Genomic DNA, 18,077 nt, shown 5'->3' with positions numbered 1-18,077 from the left:
CATCCGCGTTCGAGGCTCTCATCGCGGACGTACGACTGAGGGCCCCGGGGGAGTAACCCCCAGGGCCCTCAGTAAAGGCGGGCGGCGTCAGGCCGTCATCGCGTCTTCCGGGTCGGTCGGAGCGTTGGGCTCCAGCTCCGCCTCCTCCGCGGCGTCGTCCGCCTCGCGCTGGCCGGGGATCTCGGCCGTGCGGCGGGCGACGCGCTCGTTGCGGGCGTCCGCCTCGGCGGCGAGCTTCAGGGCCGCCTCGTTGAAGCGGACCATGGACGGCGGCTCGGAGGGGCCGAGGAGGTGCGTCTTCAGCTCCTTGCGGGCCTGGACGAGCTTGTCCTTCTCCGGGTGGCGGACCGACTCCAGGAGGGCCGGGATCTGCGCCGCGTCCGGCGAGAGCACCATGCCCGCGCGGACGGTCGGGAAGGTCTCCTTGAACTGGTCCTCGCTCATGCCGCTCGTGTTGCCCACGGCGTACGGCTTCTCGCTCGACAGGTAGTCGGAGACGACCGAGGAGACGTCGGAGATCAGCAGGTCCGCCTGGTTGAAGCAGGTGAAGATCGCCGGGCGCGGGCCGGTGACGATCTGGTGCTCCCACTCCGGGAACGAGGCCCAGTAGGCGTCCTCCCAGGCCCGGAGGGCCTCCTCCACGTGCTGGGCGCGCCCCGGCTCGGGCGTGCCCTGGAGCATCATGCGCTCCATCTCGTCCGCGCCCTTGCGGAAGGCCGTGGTGGTCGTACGGTCCAGCTCTTCCGTGCGGCGCTCCAGCTCGGCGGCGACGTCCGCGCCCGGGCGGGCCCCGCTCCGGGCCGCGTTCGCCTCGGCGATCATCGCGCGGATGCGCCGGTCGGCCTCGCCCGCGCGCGGGTCGACCGAGCCGGTCATGGGGTGCGGCTTGTACAGCAGCCGCACGGCCGGGTCGTCGAGCAGGGCGCGCACGATGTTCTCGCCCGCCAGCACGATCGAGGTGTTGCCCGGGTTGCCGTCCCAGCCCTCCCACGTGGGGGCGTACAGGACGGTCGTGTACTGGCCGGTCGGCGGGCCCGCGTACGGGCGGATCGGGGTGAGCTGCGGGCGGCCGACCTCGACCACGTCGCGGTCGTCGATGCCCACCTCGGCGAGCTGGTAGCGCTCGCGGGCGGCCGGTCCGGCCACCCACACCTGGTCGTACGCCTTGGCATACGGGTTGCAGGAGGACAGCTTGTCGCTCTCGCCGTGGTTGGTGAAGGCGTGCTTGATGCTGGGGATGCGCAGGATCTGCGAGGTCTTGCCGGAGTTCGCCGGGTGCAGCAGGAGCCGCAGCGTGGAGTGCTCCAGGTGCATCAGGTCGGCGACCTTCGGGATGCAGACGATCGGGATGTCCGTCGCGTCGATCTTCTGCACCATGAACCGCTCACGCAGCACGATCAGCGGCCTGCCGTCGAGCTGGGCGAGGGTGGAGAGCCACATGTTCGCCTGGTACGCCGAGGTGGTGCCGCCGGAGAAGTACATGCCGACGGTCGGCCGGTAGTCGGCCAGCCAGCCGTCGAGCCACTCCAGCACGCGCTGGTCGTTCGACCGGCGGTTCTTCGGGAGCAGCCAGGTGCCCAGGTAGAACGCGCCGCCCAGGGAGAGGACGAGCGTCACGGCGACGCCGAGGATGCCCCACTCCGCTTCCGAGAGGCCGGCGCTGAGCATCAGGCCGACCGTGCCGGGCACGGAGAAGCGCAGCAGGCGGCGGCTGGGCTGGCGGGCCAGCAGCCGCGGCGGGGCCTTGGTGAGGCGCAGCCCGGACGTGTCCACGTTCCGCGTGACCACGGGAAGGGTGCGGGTGCGCCGGACGAGCTGGGCCACTGCCTGGCACAGGAAGTGCGCCGCGTAGGCGACGAGCAGCAGCAGAGTGAGGGGACGCTCGATGTCCGGCGGGACGTCGGGGATGCGCACGAGACCGATGACGATGAGCATGTCGCGGAGCAACTGCCGGGTCGTCACGTCGAACCGCACCTTGCCCAGCAGGGTCAGCAGACCCGGCTGCTTGTGCGTGAGATAGATGTCGAGCGCGAGTCCCGCCAGGGAGGCGCCGACGAAGACGGGCACGTTCGGCAGCAGCGCGCCCGCGAGCTGCGCGGTGTAGAACACCAGCAGCGCGAGCAGCGCCGCCAACTGGACGGCGCGTCGAGAGGATAGTCCGGCAGAGGGCACGGGCTGGGCTCCTGGCATGGAGAGTCGAAGTGTTCAGATGGGGGTGGCCTGTGGGGGTGGCCAGGTCGACCACTGACCGTATGACGCGGGCGGGCTCAGTGACAATCTTCAGCCGGACCAGACAGGCCGTACAGGGGCAAAGGTAACCATCCTCACGGGTCCACAGCACGGAACCGCCGAGCGTCCCGGAGCGGCGCTGCCGTACATTGCGGAGCGTGACAGGGGCAAGGAAGACGGAGGGCACGGGCGTGGCGGCGAGCGCGGGTGCGGGTGCGGGCGGCAGGGGCGGGACCGGAGCCGGGTCCGGGACCGGGCCTGGAGCCGGGGCCGGGACCGGGCGGCCCGCCGTGGTCAGGGCCCGCAGGGTCGTCGTCAAGGTCGGCTCCTCCTCCCTCACCACCGCGGCGGGGGGACTCGACGCCGACCGGGTGGACGCGCTGGTCGACGTCCTCGCCAAGCACGCCGAGCAGGACGAGCGCGAGATCGTGCTCGTCTCCTCCGGCGCCATCGCCGCCGGGCTCGCCCCGCTCGGCCTCGCCAAGCGCCCCCGCGACCTGGCCCGCCAGCAGGCGGCGGCCAGCGTGGGCCAGGGGCTGCTGGTGGCCCGCTACACGGCGTCGTTCGCCCGTTACGGGCGCCGCGTCGGCCAGGTCCTGCTCACCAGCGACGACACCAGCCGCCGCGCCCACTACCGCAACGCGTACCGCACCCTCGACCAGCTCCTGGCCATGGGCGCCGTCCCGGTCGTCAACGAGAACGACACGGTCGCCACGGACGAGATCCGCTTCGGCGACAACGACCGCCTCGCCGCCCTCGTCGCCCACCTGGTCCGCGCCGACCTGCTGGTCCTCCTCTCCGACGTGGACGGCCTCTACGACGGCAATCCGGCCACCCCTGGCACCACCCGTATCGAGGAGGTGCACGGCCCCGCCGAGCTGGAGGGCATCGACATCGGCAGCGCGGGCAGCGCCGGAGTCGGCACGGGCGGCATGGCGACCAAGGTCGAGGCCGCCGGGATCGCCGCGGGCGCGGGCGTGCCCGTGGTGCTGACCTCCGCGGTGCACGCGGCGGACGCGCTCGCGGGCCGTACGACGGGCACGTACTTCCACCCGACCGGGCGGCGCGCCGCCGGGCGGCTGCTGTGGCTCGCGCACGCGTCGACGCCGCTGGGCGCGCTCGTCCTGGACGAGGGCGCCGTCCGCGCCGTCGTCGAGCGCCGCACCTCGCTGCTGCCCGCCGGGATCGCGCACGTCGAGGGCGAGTTCACCGCGGGCGACCCGGTCGAGCTGCGCGACGAGGGCGGGCGCGCGGTCGCGCGCGGGCTCGTCAACTTCGACGCGAAGGAGCTGCCGCGGCTGCTCGGCCGCACCACGCACGAGCTGGCCCGCGAGCTGGGCCCGGCGTACGAGCGGGAGGTCGTGCACCGGGACGACCTGGTGCTGCTGCGCGCCTGACGCGGGCGTACGCACGGGTACGCGCGGGGACGCGCGCCTGACGCGCGGGGACGGGAGCGCAGGTCGTCCCGTGTTCCTGACGGTCGTCACGCGCGGGTGAGATCGGAAAAAGACCAGCCTTTCCACGGACACGTTCCGGAAAACCGCCACGCGCGCGTCCTCGGGCTGGTCAACTTTGTTGCAGCGGCTGTCGCAGCGGCCCTCCCCCCACCGCCGCGGCAGCGCGGGACCAGCGGCACGCGAGCACGACACGAGCACCACTTCAGGAGGCCACCGGTGAGACGACTGGCCAGCGTCGACGTGGGGTCTCCGCCCCAGCCCGACGGCAAAGCGGAGTCCCGGCTCTGGCACATCACCCTCAGCGTGGCGGGCGACGAAGCACCGCTCAAGGAGGTCCGGCGGGGGCTGGAGCAGCTCGCCCACGATCACCCCTTTCTGCTGACCAGCCGGTATGCCAACGATCACGCCGAGATCCGCTACTGGGAAGAGGCCCGCGACCTGCACGACGCCGCGGCCGTCGCGCTGCGGCTGTGGGGCGAGCACCGGGCGTCGGCGAAGCTGCCGCCCTGGGAGATCGTGGGGCTCGAGGTGATCGGGCGCGAGACGTACCACCAGCGCATCGCGGAGGGGTACGGTCCGCCGCCGGCGACCCCGGTGGGCGTGCACCCGTTCTGACCCATGGCTCTCTTCGGTGCCGTCCCCTCCCCGGGCGCCCGGCGCGTTCAGCATGCGAACGGCGGACGGCGCGCCCCCGGGACGCCGCTAGGCTTCCCGGCATGAGCGACGCCCCTTCCTCGCAGGCCCCGCAGACCCCCGTCACCGAGGCGGCCCGCCGCGCCAAGAAGGCAGCGGCGGCGCTCGCCCCCCTTCCGCGCACCGCGCGCGACACGGCGCTGCACGCGATCGCGGACGCGCTCACCGCGCGTACGGCCGAGATCACGGAGGCCAACGCGGAGGACGTCGCGAAGGCCCGCGCCGAGGGCACGCCCGAGGCGATCGTGGACCGGCTCACGCTCACCCCCGAGCGGATCGAGGCCATTGCCTCGGACGTGCGCGACGTGGTCGCCCTGCCCGACCCCGTCGGCGAGGTGCTGCGCGGCTCGACGCTGCCCAACGGGCTCGAACTGCGCCAGGTCCGCGTCCCCCTCGGCGTCGTCGGGATCATCTACGAGGCCCGGCCGAACGTCACCGTGGACGCCGCCGCGCTCTGCCTGAAGTCCGGCAACGCCGTGCTGCTGCGCGGCTCCTCGTCCGCGTACGCCTCGAACACGGCCCTGGTCGCCGTTCTGCGGGACGCGGTGGAGGCGGCCGGACTCCCGGCCGACGCGGTGCAGTTGGTGCCGGGAGAGAGCCGTGAGAGCGTCAAGGAGCTGATGCGGGCGCGCGGGCTGGTCGACGTGCTGATCCCGCGCGGCGGCGCCTCGCTCATCAAGACCGTGGTCGAGGAGTCCACCGTCCCGGTCATCGAGACGGGCACGGGAAACTGCCACGTGTACGTGGACGAGCAGGCCGACATCGACACGGCCCTGAGCATCCTGGTCAACTCCAAGGCCCAGCGCCCCAGCGTCTGCAACGCCGCGGAGACGGTCCTCGTGCACGCCGGGATCGCCGAGGCGTTCCTGCCGCGCGCGGTCGAGGCCCTGCGCGAGGCGGGCGTCACGGTGCACGGCGACGCGGCGTGGCAGGCCGCCGGCCCCGACGTCGTCCCGGCCACCGACGAGGACTGGGGCACCGAGTACCTCTCGTTCGACATCGCCGCGGCTGTCGTGCCCTCCCTGGACGACGCCGTCGCGCACATCCGCGAGTGGACGTCCGGGCACACGGAGGCGATCGTCACCCGCGACACCTCGGCGGCGCGCCGCTTCACCTCGCTCGTCGACTCGACGGCGGTCATGGTGAACGCCTCGACCCGCTTCACGGACGGCGGCCAGTTCGGCTTCGGCGCCGAGATCGGGATCTCCACCCAGAAGCTCCACGCGCGCGGGCCCATGGGGCTGCCGGAGCTGACGTCCACGAAGTACGTCGTCACAGGTGACGGTCATATCCGTGAGTGAATTCCCGCTCTCCCTGCCCAAATTGACCGCATAGGTCTACGCTGGACCCGTGCCGGACGACGTGGGGGGTCAGCCGTTCCAGGACGGCGAGGAGCCCGACAGCCGCGACCACGGGGCAGCGGACGACGAGTTCGCCTCCGTGGTGCTCGACGAGGACTTCGTGCGGGCCGCCGAGGTCCATGAGCCCACCGCCACCGAGCGCATACTCGCGGCGGCGCAGTCGCACGCCGAGAGCGAGCTGCCCCGCATATTCGAGGAGGGGTACGGATACGGGCGGGGGGACGAGTTCGACCCCGACGATCCTGACGACCCCGACGGCGAAGAGGGCCGCTTCGACCGCTCCGACTACGCCGCGGACTTCCCGGAGCACGACCCGGACCGCGACGGCCGCTTCACGCCACCGCCCTCGGCCCCGGGCGGATACGACCCGGCGTACGGCCCGGGGACGCCGGGATACCCGCCGGAACTCGACCCTGCGTTCGAGCACGGCAGTGACTACGGATACGGCTACGGAGCGTATGGCCCCTACGGCCGCTCCCGGGGCCGCTTCGGCGGGCCGTACGGGACACACGGCGGCGCCCTCCGCCCGTACCGGGGCCACGGCACCTGGCAGCGCCCGATCGCCTGGGTGCTGGCGGTGGTGATGGGCATCGGCATGGTGGCCCTCGCCTTCACCGCCGTCTACCGGGGCGCGGCCAGTCAGCGCCAGGACCCGTCGCCGCCCCCGGCGACGACGGGCGTGGAGCCCTCTGGGGCCTCGGGCGCGGGTGCGGGCGTGCCGGGGGCGCTGCCCTCGGTCTCGGCGGACACAGGGGCGCCCACGGCCTCGGCGGAACCGCCCTCGGGCTGAGGCCGCCGACGGCCGGTGCCGCGTGCCGGTCACGCCTGGTGACGGCCCCCGGTGACGTCCGGTGACGCCTGGTGACACCCGCCCGGTGACGCCCGGCGACGGCCCCCCTGACGGCGTAAGGTCCCGGACTCCTGCCCCGGGCCCGGTCAGGCGCGCTGCGGCCGGTGAGAGCCGGGACGCGGACAGGTAACAATCGAGGAAGTTGTCCCGAACCAGGGCGTTTACGATCGCCCCGGCAGTCCTACCCTGTTCCTATGGCCGGGCGAGTGGATCCTCCGGAGGGACAGCCCGAGGGCGGTTCCGGAGGCGGCGAGGACGATTACCGATCTCTGGTGTTCGATGAGTCGTTCATCCAGGCTGCGCGCCTCCAGGAGTTCTCCGCCCAGGAGCGGCTGGACGACGAGGAGCACGCGGCCGTACGCAGCCGTCCCCCCTCCGGCCCGGATTCCGGCACCAGCAGGAGCGGCTTCGGCTTCTCCCGGCAGGGCGTCGTGCTGGTCCTGCTGATCGTCATAGCCTTCGGCACGGCGATCTACATGGGGATACGCAATCCGTACCAGTCGGCGCCCAGGCCCAGCGCCGAGCCCATGCGGCTCGACCTGCTGCCGCTCGCCCCGCGCGGGGCCGTCCCCGGGGCCACCCCGGCCGACCTGTACGAGCACAGCCCGGCGGCCCAGTTCCGTACCGGCGCCGACGGCGTCACGCTGCCGCCCGCACGGCGCAGCAAGCACTTCTCCGAGAGCCAGGTCCTCGCGGCCCTCACGGGCGCCAAGGACTATGTGGTCGAGAGCTCCCTCGACCCCGATGTGCTCACCGGCGGCGCGGTCCGGCCCGTACGGATCCTGCTGACCCCGGGACAGCAGCGCCAGTTCGACAGGAGCCTCGACAGCCCCCGCAACGACGGGCGGCACCTGGCCACCGGATGGATGGTCCGTTTCGACCCGGCGAAGACGGCCCTGGCCGACCCGAAGGTCCGGGTCAACGGCACCCTGTCCGTCCGTGAGGCGGGGTCCAACGCGCTGGAGGTCACCGCCGACCACGTGTTCGTCTACGCGGTGCGGCCCACCGACGCGGGCAAGGGCAAGCACGCCGAGAAGGGCGCCTCGCTGTTCACCGTGCGGCGCGAGGTCCGCTTCCACTTCGACCGCGACGACCTGCGCACCCACCAGCTCAGCGTCCGGCAGGTCTCGATGCGGGCCGGGCCCATGGCCTGCTCCGCTGACCCCTCGGACGCGCTGAAGCCGCTCCTCGCGGGCGAGCGCGCCAAGGACGACGGTCCGGCCGGGACCGACCCCTACGCCAGGGGCCGGTCGATGGCCTCGATGTGCGGCGTGATGGCGGCTAGCGCTCAGCCGAGCCCGGATCGTCCTTCCCGTTAGCGCTGCCGCCGCCGGAACCCCCGGAACCCCCGGAGTCTCCCGAGCCGGGTCCGGAACCGGATCCGCCTGAGCCGCCGCGGCCGCCCGTGAAGGTGTCGCGCAGCTTGCCACCGATGTCCCCGGCGCCGCCCGCGATGTCGCGGACCAGGCCCATCAGCGGGTCCTTGCTGTTCTTCACCGTGTCCGCGTAGTGGCTCGCGGACTCGCGGAACGAGTCGGAGACCGAGGTCTCCTTGTCGTTCTCCCGCTTGGCGTAGTGGCCGTCCATGATCCGCTGGTAGTCGCGGCTGGCCTCCCACTTCTTCAGCTCGGCGGCACGCACCGTGGTGAAGGGGTGCGAGCGCGGCAGCACGTTCATGATCTTGAGGACGGAGTCGCGCAGGTCGCCCCCCGACTCGTACTCCTCGGCCTGGGCCAGGAACGAGTCGACGTTCATCTCGTGCAGGTGATTGCCGCCCGCCAGCTTCATCAGGCCGCGCATGGACGCCTGGAGGTCCTGGCCCACCAGCAGCCCGGCGCGGTCGGCCGACAGCTCCGACTTGCGGAACCACTCGCGCAGCGCCGTCACGATCGCCATGATCGCGACATTGCCCAGCGGGATCCACGCGACCTTCAGCGCCAGGTTCGTCAGGAACAGCAGGATCGTGCGGTAGACCGCGTGGCCCGAGAGCGCGTGGCCGACCTCGTGGCCGACGACGGCGCGCATCTCCTCCTCGTCCAGCAGCTCCACGAGCCCGGTGGTGACCACGATGATCGGCTCGTCCAGGCCGATGCACATCGCGTTGGGCTGCGGGTCCTGATTGACGTACATCGGCGGGACCTTCTCCAGGTCCAGGATGTAACAGGCGTCGCGCAGCATGGCGTTGAGATGCGCGAACTGCTGATCGCTAACCCGTACCGAGTCGGAGAGGAAGAGCAGTCGCAGGCTGCGCTCGGGCAGCAGCCCGCTCAGTGCCTTGAAGACCGTGTCGAACCCGCTCAGCTTGCGCAGTGCGACCAGCGCGGAACGGTCCGCGGGGTGCTCGTAGGCCCGGGACGAGATTCCCGGAAAGCGCCGCCTGTCGCGGCCCGGAAGCCGCTCGGTGCCCCCTGTGCCGTCTGTCATGGTGTTCCCCTCCTCGACGTGACTGTCCAGCCTAGAGGGTGGACGCCTTACGGGCCTCTGACGTTCCCCGGCGTCCTCGACGGGTCTGCTTCCGGCTCCGGTTCTGGCTCCGGTTCGGCTCCGGTTCCCGGTCCGCGCTGTTCCTTTTGGGCTGAGTCGGCGTGAGGCGTACGGGGGCGCACGCTTACGATGTGCCCGTACGACCCACTGTCCGCCTCACACGGGATAGGTTCCGCCGACGATGACTCTGCCCAGCACTGGCACCGCCCACCACGCCCTGATGTCCCTCGCCTCCGGCGGTGAACACGGCGGTGAGGGCGCGCACGAGAGCCTGAACCCCCTGCTGACCGGCGGCGGCGCCCTGCTCGCGCTGTTCCTGCTGCTGTGGATCACCACCCGCTTCAACCGCGACCGCTGAGGCCGCGGCGGCGGGCCGCACGCCCGTCGGGGCCGTCGGCCCGCCCGGACAGAGGATAGGGTCGGCACGCATGGGAGAGTACGGCGGGAGCGGAGCGCCCGGCACCGACAAGCGGCGGCTCGGCGTGATGGGCGGGACCTTCGACCCCATCCACCACGGCCACCTGGTGGCCGCGAGCGAGGTCGCCGCGCGCTTCCACCTCGACGAGGTGGTCTTCGTCCCGGCCGGGCAGCCGTGGCAGAAGAGCCACAAGAAGGTGTCGCCCGCCGAGGACCGCTATCTGATGACGGTCATCGCGACCGCGTCGAACCCGCAGTTCTCCGTCAGCAGGATCGACATCGACCGCGGCGGCAAGACGTACACGATCGACACCCTGCGCGAACTGGCCGCGCTCAACCCCGACACGGACCTGTTCTTCATCACCGGAGCCGACGCGCTGTCCCAGATCCTGAGCTGGCGCAACACGGAAGAGCTCTTCTCGCTCGCCCACTTCATCGGCGTCACCCGCCCCGGCCACGCGCTGGCCGATCCCGGACTGCCCCACGGCGGCGTCTCGCTGGTCGAGGTCCCCGCCCTGGCGATCTCCTCGACCGACTGCCGCGCCCGTGTGGAGAGCGGAGACCCGGTCTGGTATCTGGTGCCCGACGGCGTCGTGCGCTACATCAACAAGCGGGCGCTGTACCGGGAGGAGGACCCGCAGGCGTGAACGACGGCTACGGATACGATCCGTACGGCCAGCAGCCCGAGATCGTCGGCTACGACGAGTACGGGCGCCCGGTCTACCGGCAGGACCCCTCGTACGGCACGTACGAGGGCACCTACGACGGTGCCTACGAGGGTGCCTACGACCCGTACGGGCAGCAGGCGCAGCCCCAGCAGCAGCCTCAGCCTCCTCAGCAGGGACAGCAGGCGCCCCAGGCGTACGACCCTTATGTGGGCTACTCCGACCAGCCGCAGGCGTACGGCTTCGACGCGTACGGACAGCAGCAGCCGCCGCAGCCTCAGGCGCCCCAGCAGCAGCCGCAGCAGCAGCCGCAGCCTCCTCAGCAGCAGGTGCAGCAGCAGGAGTGGTTCCCGCAGCAGGCCCAGGCGCCGCAGCAGGAGCAGTGGGGTCCGGCGACGGGTCACCAGGTGCCCCGGCAGGCGGCCCCCGAGGCCGGTACGCAGGGCCGGCAGGCGCCGCCGGCCCGGGACGACCGTGAGTACCACACCGCGCAGTTCTCGTTCGTCGAGGAGCCGGACGACGACTCCGAGGACGTCATCGACTGGCTGAAGTTCTCCGAGAGCCGTACGGAACGGCGCGAGGAGGCCAAGCGGCGCGGCCGTAACCGGGGCGTGGCGCTCGTCGTGGCGCTCGTGCTGGTCGTCGCGGGCGGCGTCGGCTACCTCTGGTACGCGGGCATGCTGCCCGGACTGGACGGCGCCAAGGAGGACAAGGGCGCCGCGGCCGGGCAGAAGCGGGACGTCATCGTCCTCCACCTCCGGTCCACGAACGGCGACGGCAGCTCGACCGCCCTGCTCGTCAACAACGAGGGCACGGGCCAGGGCAACACCGTGCTGCTCCCGAATTCGCTGGCCGTCTCGACGGAGGACGGCACGACCACCACGCTCGGCAAGTCCGTCGAGGACGAGGGCGCCTCCCCGACGCGGGACGCGCTCGACACCCTGCTGGGCTCGCACATCCAGGGCACCTGGCGGCTGGACACGCCCTTCCTGGAGAACATGGTCGAGTTGGTCGGCGGCATCGCCCTCGACACGGACGCGACCGTGCCCGGCAAGAAGAAGGGCGACAAGCCGCTCGTACGGGCGGGCAAGGCGCAGGACCTCGACGGCAAGGCCGCCGTCGCGTACGCCACCCACCGGGGCACGGCCGAGCCGCAGAGCAAGCAGCTCGCGCGGTTCGGACAGGTCATGCAGGCGACCCTGAAGAAGCTCTCCAGCGACCCGAAGGGCGCCACCAAGACCGTCGAGTCCCTGGGCCAGATCCCCGACCCCTCGCTCTCCGAGTCCGAGCTGGGCGCCTCCCTCGCCAAGCTGGCCGACCGCGCCAAGGACGGGAAGTACCGCACCCAGGTGCTGCCCGTACGCGCGAACGGCACGCTCAGCCAGCAGGTCAGCGACGGCATGGTCAAGGACGTCCTGGGCGGCACTGTCAAGAACTCCGACCCGGGCGCGGCCCTGCGCGTGAGCGTGAAGAACGCGAGCGGCGACCGCGGCGCGGACGACGCGGCCTCTGTCGCGCTGGTCAACGGCGGCTACTCGGTCGTGAAGGGCGGCGCGGCCGGCGCCGTGAGCGCCCGTACACAGGTGACGTACGCCAAGCCGGAGCAGAAGGCGAAGGCCGAGGAGGTGGCCAAGACGCTCGGCGTCCCCTCCGCGGTGCGCCAGGGCAAGGGCGCGGCGAACGCGGACGTGAGCGTGGTGCTCGGCCGGGACTACAAAGGCTGAGGGCCGTGTCCCCGGCGCGTGAGACCCTGGAAACTGATACGTACACGCTGACCGCGACCCCGGACGACCCGGGCGCGGCTCCGTCCCCGACCCGAAAGCCTTGCCTGTGACCGCCACGGACCGTTCCCTCGAGCTGATCAACGCAGCCGCTCAGGCCGCCGCCGACAAGCTCGCGCACGACATCGTCGCCTACGACGTCAGCGACGTGCTCGCCATCACCGACGCCTTCCTCCTCGCCTCCGCGCCCAACGACCGCCAGGTCAAGGGCATCGTCGACGAGATCGAGGAGCGGCTGCTGAAGGAGCTGGGCGCCAAGCCCGCGCGCCGCGAGGGCGAGCGCGACGGCCGCTGGGTGCTGCTGGACTTCGTCGACATCGTCGTCCATGTCCAGCACAGTGAAGAGCGCGTCTTCTACGCCCTGGAGCGGCTGTGGAAGGACTGCCCGGAGATCGACCTCCCCGAGGAGGCGAAGGCGACCCGGGGCAAGGGCGCGGAGCACGCGGGCGAGCTGGACGGAGAGCTGAGCTGAACGGGCACACGGGAGCGCCGGGCGAGATCCGGGGCCGCAAGATCGTCCTGTGGCGGCACGGGCAGACGGCATGGAACCTGGAGCGCCGTTTCCAGGGGTCGACGGACATCGAGCTGACCGAGGAGGGGCTCGGGCAGGCCCGCCGTGCGGCGCGGCTGCTGGCGGCCCTGCGGCCCGACGCGATCATCGCCTCGGACCTCAAGCGGACGGCCGCCACGGCGGCGGAGCTGGCGTCCCTCACGGGGCTGGACGTCGCGCACGACGAGGCGCTGCGGGAGACCTACGCGGGCGCCTGGCAGGGCCTGACGCACGAGGAGATCGTCGAGCGCTTCGGCGAGCAGTACGCGGCGTGGAAGCGCGGCGAGCCGGTCCGTAGGGGCGGCGGCGAGCTGGAGACCGAGGTCGCCGACCGGGCGGCGCCGGTCGTCGAGCGCAACGTCGACAAGCTGCCCGACGGCGGCACCCTGGTCGTCGTCAGCCACGGCGGCACCATCCGCACCACCATCGGCCGGCTGATCGGCCTCGCGCCGCACACCTGGGAGGCGCTGGGCGGACTGTCCAACTGCTCCTGGTCGGTGCTGGGCGAGACGATGCGCGGCTGGCGGCTGCTGGAGCACAACGCGGGGAGCCTGCCGGAGCCCGTGCTCGGCGACGACGACTGATCGGCGGCGAGCCGACTGATTTCCTCTTTCGCCTGGTCACCGGGTAAGCTTCTTCTCGTTCGCGGCGCTCCGGCGCCCGGCCTGGGGCTATAGCTCAGTTGGTAGAGCGCTTGCATGGCATGCAAGAGGTCAGGAGTTCGATTCTCCTTAGCTCCACGAGTACGAGGGCGATCTGTGTCTGCGGAATACGCAGACCGGGTCGCCCTCGTCGTCTTGCGCGGCTTCGCCGCGCGTGGCGGGGGCTTCGCCACCCGCACCCCCTTCCTGGGGCCAGGTCTCATGCTTCCTGGGCGGGGTCTCATGATCGGCGCCCGGCGCGACGCTCCGCGCGGATCTCGGAGAGCGGGCGGGCGTGGTCGGGGCAGCCGACGATCGGGTCCTCTATGGTGCGGAGCTTGGCGAGCAGGGCCTCGGTGTGCTCGCTGTACGGCGTGTAGACCACGATGCGGGCCTCCGGGACGCTGCTGATCTCCAGCGAGGTCGAGGTCAGCCACAGCTCGCCGACCTCCGCGTGCCACATCATCTTGAGGTTGGCTCCCGGCGGGGCGACGTCGCAGCTCGCCCACAGCCTCTTGAAGTCCGGGCTCGCGTCCGACAGGCGCTGGATGAGGCTCTCCCACGCGGGCTCTCCGACATGCCGCCCGTATCCGCCGCGCAGGGTGGCGACCGCGGTGGCCAGCTCCTGCTGGGGGTCGACCATCGCGCAGCAGCAGGGCGGCACGGAGCCGAACAGCCGCCACAGCATGTTCCGCTCGGCCGGGTCCGGGTGGTCGGCGCCCGGGAGCACGTGGGTGTACGCGGTGTTGGAGGCGAGGATGTCGAACTTCGCGTTGTAGACCGCGGCGGGGAGCGGGTCCAGCGTCCGGATGATCGACTCGACCTCGGGACCGATGTGCTGCGGGTCGGCCTGGCGCGCGGGCACGTACGGCACCTCCGCCAGGTGGTACAGGTGCTCGCGCTCGGTGGTGTCGAGCCGGAGGGTGCGCGCCACGGCGTCCAGCACCTGCACGCTCGCGTTGATCGGGCGGCCCTGCTCCAGCCAGGTGTACCAGGTCACGCCGACGCCGGAGAGCTGCGCGACCTCCTCGCGGCGCAGGCCCGGGGTGCGTCTGCGCAGGCCTCCGGGCATGCCGACGTCCTCGGGGGTGACCTTGGCGCGGCGGCTGCGGAGAAAGGCGGTCAGCTCGGTGCGGCGGCGCGGGTCCGAACGGCCTCTGGCGCCCGTTGTTTTCGTGGGGGTGCGAGTGATGGTGCTCACGTCCTTCATCGTGAGGGCTGCGGTGACGCGGTGCCAGGTGCTGTCAGTACCAGCATCCGGGGGCTCTCGTTACCCGTACCGGCGCGGGCCCAGGCTCTTCGGCATGACCTCAACCCCTTCCGTGACGCCGGACATCCCTGTCTCAAGTAGAGCCCACGCCACTGACATCCCGGCCGGTGATGCCGGTCGGTCCGGATCGGCCGGTCCGCCGCCCGTGCCCCGCGCCCGGGCCCGGGCGCGGCCCGGGTGGATCCTCGCGGTGGTCCTCGCGGGCCAGTTCATGGGCGTCCTCGACGCCTTCATCGTCAACGTCGCCGCGCCGGACCTGCGGGCCGACCTCCACACCTCGGGCGCCCTCCTCCAACTCGTCGTCGCCGGTTACTCGATCGCGTACTCGGTGCTCCTGATCACCGGCGCGCGGCTCGGGGCGCGGGTGGGGCACGGGCGGATGTTCCTGGGCGGGCTCGCGGTCTTCACCGTCGCCTCGCTGGCGTGCGGACTCGCCCAGGGGCCGGGCCAGTTGATCGCGTTCCGCCTGGCGCAGGGCGCGGGCGCCGGGCTGATGCTGCCGCAGGTGCTCAGCCTGATCCAGCACACCTTCACCGGGACCTCCCGCACCCGCGCGCTGGGGGCGTACGCCGCCGTGCTGGGCGTGGGCGCCGCCGCGGGGCAGTTGGTCGGCGGGGCACTGGTCAGCGCCGACCTGTTCGGTTCCGGGTGGCGGCCCGTCTTCCTGATCAACGTGCCGATCGGGGTGCTGCTGCTCGTGGCCGGGGTGCGGGTCCTGGGGGGCCGCGACGCCGCGGGGGCTGCGGGGGCCGGCGGGACCGACCGGGCCGTCGGGGCCTCGGGTGCCGGCCGGGCCGCTGGGGACCGTGCGCCCTCGCGTGCGCTCGATCTGCCCGGACTGTTCCTGCTCGCCGCGGCCGTGCTGCTCTTCACCGTCCCGGTCGTCCTCGGACAGGAGCTGGACTGGCCGCTGTGGGGCTGGGTGTCGCTGGCGCTGTGCGCGGTGGTCTTCACCGTGTTCGCGCTGTACGAGACGCGGCTGTCACGCAGGGGAGGCAGCCCGCTGCTGTCGCCCCGGGTGCTGCGCGCCCCGGGCGTGCCCCTCGCCGTCTTCCGGATCCTGACGATGATGGCCGTCAACGGAGGGTTCACCTTCGTCCTGATGCTGCATCTCCAGGGCGGGCTCGGCCAGAGCGCGCTGCGGGCGGGGCTGACCATGGTGCCGACCTGTGCCGCGTTCTCGGTGGCCGGGCTGGGCTGGCGGCGGCTCCCGGAGCGCTGGCACGCCCTGCTGTCCCCGGGCGGCTTCCTGCTGGGCGCGGCCTCTCTCGCCGGTATCGGCGCGCTCTACGCGGGCGGCGGGGACGGCGGCCCGCTGGTGTACGTCCTGATGGCCACGGAGGGCCTGGGGATGTCCCTGGCGTACAACCCCGTGCTGGCCGGTGCCGTGGCGCGCGTACGGCAGGAGGACGCGGCGGACGCCAGCGGGCTCCTGGTGACGACGGCGCAGATCGGCCTGCTCGTCGGAGTGGCGGTGTTCGGCGCGGTGTTCCTGGGCCGTGCGGAGTCGGGGACCGGCCCGCTCGCCTCCGCGCACGCGATGGGACTCACCTGTGGCGCGATGGCGGCCGCGGCGGTGGCCGGGTGCCTGGCGGGCGCCGTGCGGGCCCTCGCGCGCCTGCGCGGGGACCCGCGAGCAGCTCGCGCGGATCGTTGACCGGGGCTTAGGACACGGGGAAGAACGTGGCAGAATCGTGACGGCTGGAAGGGGGAAGGCCAGAGGGGAGGGACGAGTGCGATGTCGACGAGAGTCCTCGACGAGGACGGCACGGAGGCCGCACTCCTGCCGGAACACCCGTCGGCCCGCCCGGACGCCCTGGAGTGCCCGTCCTGCGGTTCATCGAACGTCGCCCAAGTGCTCGGTGACAATGGAGGAGTTTCCTACGTGTGCACGGCTTGCGGCCACATCTGGAGCTGAGTGAGCGATGGGCGCACACAGCAGAAAGTGCGACTGGTGCGGCAGCGGCACGCCGATCGTGCGCGACATGGAGCCGGTCAACCCCGCGTTCCAGTACTGGTGCGAGGACTGCGCACGGGCGCTGATCATAAAGGGCGATCCCATCGAGACCTACCGTGAGCTCGACGGCGAGCCCATTTACGGCCGCCTCCTGGACGCCCACTGCACGCTCAAGCGCTTCTATTCCTTCGCCACGGCCTGACCCGTCTTCACCCAGCGGCCGCTGAGGTCCCGTTCACTCCGTTCGCCCCGCAGCGCCCGTACGGCCAGTACGGCCGTCACGGCCAAGAACGCGGTGCTGACGAGCGGATAGAGGGCCGAGAGGAGCATCTGGCCGCCGTCCTGGTGGAGTTCGGGCGATACGGACAGAGGCCCCTCGGACTCATGGGGCACCAGCCAGAGGGCGTACGACAGGAACACCAGCCCCGTGACCGCCGTACCCGCCCACCAGCACGCGCTGGACCGCCGGTGCGCCTCCGCCCCGAGCAGCAGCACCATGGGCGCGCACCACACCCAGTGGTGGGACCAGGAGACGGGGCTGACGAGGAGGGCCGTGACCGCGCAGGCCAGGGCGGCCCAGGCGGGTGCGCAGGGCAGCCGTCGCCGCCCGGCCAGCGCAGCGGCGACGGCCGCCGCCAGCCCGAGGACGGCGACGAGCGCGGCGAGGACGGCCCAGGGCCAGCCCGGCTCGGGTGTGTGCAGCAGACGGGCCACGACTCCGCTGAGTGACTGGTTGGCGGTGTTCTCCGTCCGGCCCACCCTTCCGGACTGGAAAAGTACGTCCGTCCAGAAATGGAGCGAGTCCCGCGGCAGCAGTAGGGCGGCGAACAGAACGGTGCCAAAAAACGCTCCTGTGGCGACGGACGCCTGACGCAGCCAGGGGTTCCACGGGTCCGGGGCACCGACGCCGCGCCGAACGCCCCGTACGTGTCGCCGGCTCCGCCATTCGCGCCAGCCCTGTACGGCCCCGCACGCGGCGAGGAAGACCACGAAGAGCGCGGGCGTGAGCTTGACGCCCGCGGCGATCCCGATCCCCACGCCCGCCCACCGGTGGTCGCGCCCCCGGGACAGGTCCCACAGGACGAGGACGGCGAGGAGCAGATTGATCTGGCCGTACCGGAGGGTCGTCCACATCGGCTCGCACCAGACGGCGAAGGAGGCCAGGAAGAGCGTCGCCGCGGGGCGGGGGACGCGCAGGGGGCGTCCTGCCAGCCGTAGTGACAGATGGATCAGGGCCACCATGAGCACGAGGTTCGCCAGGGTGGCCAGGGCGCGCATATCGGCGACGCCGACCATGGTCAGCGGCAGGAAGAGCAGCCCCGCGAACGGCGGGTACGTCATCGGGAGGTCGGCTTCGGTGGCCCGCATCGCGTAGAGATCGTCCCCGTTGCGCACGGCCCAGCCCTCGGCCCGGTAGACCATGAGGTCGATCATCGAGACGCCGGAGGCGCGCTGCGCCAGCCAGAAGGCCGCGAACGAGAGTGCGCAGGTCGCGATGGCGATGGTGTACGGCCACGTGAGCAGCTTCGCCCGGACCGTCGGTGTCCACTTGTCGTCCGCGATCTGCGTGAGGGGGTGCGTGGGCATCCGTTTGATCATCACAGCCGGACGCTATACGCGGAGTGTATACGTGAGGTGTGGAGGGGGTGAGGGTCAGGGGCCCGGAAGGCGAGAGAAAAGGGATTTGGCGTCGGGTGGGTGGAGGCGTGTAAGGTTGGCGAA

General features: G+C 72.1%; 17 protein-coding genes and 1 tRNA gene. 14 read left to right on the top strand and 4 right to left on the bottom strand.

The features are described from left to right. Positions 1–87 precede the first annotated feature (87 nt). Positions 88–2,172, bottom strand: a complete 2,085-nt coding sequence (locus ABD343_RS26285; protein WP_344532252.1) for a hypothetical protein — start codon at positions 2,170–2,172, stop codon at positions 88–90. Between the two features lie 347 nt (positions 2,173–2,519). On the opposite strand from ABD343_RS26285, the gene proB reads away from it, so the two are divergent. The 5 genes from proB to ABD343_RS26260 all read left to right on the top strand — a co-directional run bounded on the left by proB (position 2,520) and on the right by ABD343_RS26260 (position 7,909). Continuing rightward, complete coding sequence (proB, locus tag ABD343_RS26280; protein WP_344532251.1) at positions 2,520–3,626, top strand: glutamate 5-kinase; 1,107 nt, start codon at positions 2,520–2,522, stop codon at positions 3,624–3,626. A 276-nt stretch (positions 3,627–3,902) separates the two neighbouring features. After that, complete coding sequence (locus tag ABD343_RS26275; RefSeq protein WP_425578273.1) at positions 3,903–4,301, top strand: hypothetical protein; 399 nt, start codon at positions 3,903–3,905, stop codon at positions 4,299–4,301. A gap of 101 nt (positions 4,302–4,402) precedes the next feature. Next, complete coding sequence (locus tag ABD343_RS26270; RefSeq protein ID WP_344531800.1) at positions 4,403–5,680, top strand: glutamate-5-semialdehyde dehydrogenase; 1,278 nt, start codon at positions 4,403–4,405, stop codon at positions 5,678–5,680. Positions 5,681–5,729: 49 nt separating this feature from the next. Continuing rightward, positions 5,730–6,530, top strand: a complete 801-nt coding sequence (locus ABD343_RS26265; protein ID WP_344531799.1) for an SCO2584 family spore wall biosynthesis protein — start codon at positions 5,730–5,732, stop codon at positions 6,528–6,530. Between the two features lie 254 nt (positions 6,531–6,784). Then, positions 6,785–7,909, top strand: a complete 1,125-nt coding sequence (locus ABD343_RS26260; protein ID WP_344531798.1) for an SCO2583 family membrane protein — start codon at positions 6,785–6,787, stop codon at positions 7,907–7,909. Here the strand turns inward: ABD343_RS26260 and ABD343_RS26255 are convergent. After that, positions 7,872–9,014 carry a M48 family metallopeptidase gene (locus ABD343_RS26255; RefSeq protein WP_344531797.1) on the bottom strand — a complete coding sequence of 381 codons (1,143 nt, stop codon included), beginning with the start codon at positions 9,012–9,014 and terminating at the stop codon, positions 7,872–7,874. The two genes, ABD343_RS26260 and ABD343_RS26255, sit on opposite strands and share 38 nt — an antisense overlap. 241 nt (positions 9,015–9,255) lie before the next feature. On the opposite strand from ABD343_RS26255, the gene ABD343_RS26250 reads away from it, so the two are divergent. The 6 genes from ABD343_RS26250 (at position 9,256) to ABD343_RS26225 (ending at position 13,227) form a co-directional block, all read left to right on the top strand. Continuing rightward, on the top strand, positions 9,256–9,432 hold the full coding sequence (locus ABD343_RS26250; protein ID WP_344531796.1) for a hypothetical protein: 177 nt from the start codon (positions 9,256–9,258) through the stop codon (positions 9,430–9,432). Positions 9,433–9,502: 70 nt separating this feature from the next. After that, positions 9,503–10,138 carry a nicotinate-nucleotide adenylyltransferase gene (gene nadD, locus ABD343_RS26245; protein WP_344531795.1) on the top strand — a complete coding sequence of 212 codons (636 nt, stop codon included), beginning with the start codon at positions 9,503–9,505 and terminating at the stop codon, positions 10,136–10,138. Continuing rightward, positions 10,135–11,880 (top strand): LCP family protein, encoded by a 1,746-nt coding sequence (locus ABD343_RS26240; RefSeq protein ID WP_344531794.1) that lies wholly within the window; start codon positions 10,135–10,137, stop codon positions 11,878–11,880. Before nadD ends, ABD343_RS26240 begins: the two co-directional genes overlap by 4 nt. A 106-nt stretch (positions 11,881–11,986) precedes the next feature. Continuing rightward, a complete protein-coding gene (gene rsfS, locus ABD343_RS26235; protein WP_344531793.1) occupies positions 11,987–12,409 on the top strand; it encodes a ribosome silencing factor in 423 nt (140 codons plus the stop codon). 26 nt (positions 12,410–12,435) lie between these two features. Next, entirely contained in the window at positions 12,436–13,071 is a 636-nt protein-coding gene (locus tag ABD343_RS26230; RefSeq protein WP_344532249.1) for a histidine phosphatase family protein, read from the top strand. Positions 13,072–13,154: 83 nt separating this feature from the next. Then, positions 13,155–13,227: transfer RNA gene (locus tag ABD343_RS26225), tRNA-Ala, on the top strand. 142 nt (positions 13,228–13,369) lie between these two features. Here the strand turns inward: ABD343_RS26225 and ABD343_RS26220 are convergent. Continuing rightward, on the bottom strand, positions 13,370–14,338 hold the full coding sequence (locus tag ABD343_RS26220) for a helix-turn-helix transcriptional regulator (RefSeq protein WP_425578272.1): 969 nt from the start codon (positions 14,336–14,338) through the stop codon (positions 13,370–13,372). Positions 14,339–14,432: 94 nt separating this feature from the next. Here ABD343_RS26220 and ABD343_RS26215 point away from each other — a divergent pair, with 94 nt between their 5' ends. The 3 genes from ABD343_RS26215 to ABD343_RS26205 all read left to right on the top strand — a co-directional run bounded on the left by ABD343_RS26215 (position 14,433) and on the right by ABD343_RS26205 (position 16,557). After that, complete coding sequence (locus ABD343_RS26215) at positions 14,433–16,055, top strand: MFS transporter (RefSeq protein ID WP_344531792.1); 1,623 nt, start codon at positions 14,433–14,435, stop codon at positions 16,053–16,055. A gap of 81 nt (positions 16,056–16,136) precedes the next feature. Then, entirely contained in the window at positions 16,137–16,316 is a 180-nt protein-coding gene (locus ABD343_RS26210; RefSeq protein ID WP_344531791.1) for a hypothetical protein, read from the top strand. A gap of 7 nt (positions 16,317–16,323) precedes the next feature. After that, positions 16,324–16,557 (top strand): hypothetical protein, encoded by a 234-nt coding sequence (locus ABD343_RS26205; RefSeq protein ID WP_344531790.1) that lies wholly within the window; start codon positions 16,324–16,326, stop codon positions 16,555–16,557. Here ABD343_RS26205 and ABD343_RS26200 read toward each other — a convergent pair. Beyond that, entirely contained in the window at positions 16,536–17,942 is a 1,407-nt protein-coding gene (locus tag ABD343_RS26200; RefSeq protein ID WP_344531789.1) for a glycosyltransferase 87 family protein, read from the bottom strand. The two genes, ABD343_RS26205 and ABD343_RS26200, sit on opposite strands and share 22 nt — an antisense overlap. Positions 17,943–18,077: the final 135 nt, after the last annotated feature.

It is taken from the genome of Streptomyces albiaxialis (genome assembly GCF_039530985.1).
In the GTDB taxonomy this organism is placed as follows: Bacteria; Actinomycetota; Actinomycetes; order Streptomycetales; family Streptomycetaceae; genus Streptomyces; species Streptomyces albiaxialis.
This window is presented reverse-complemented; position numbering and strand designations above follow the sequence as displayed.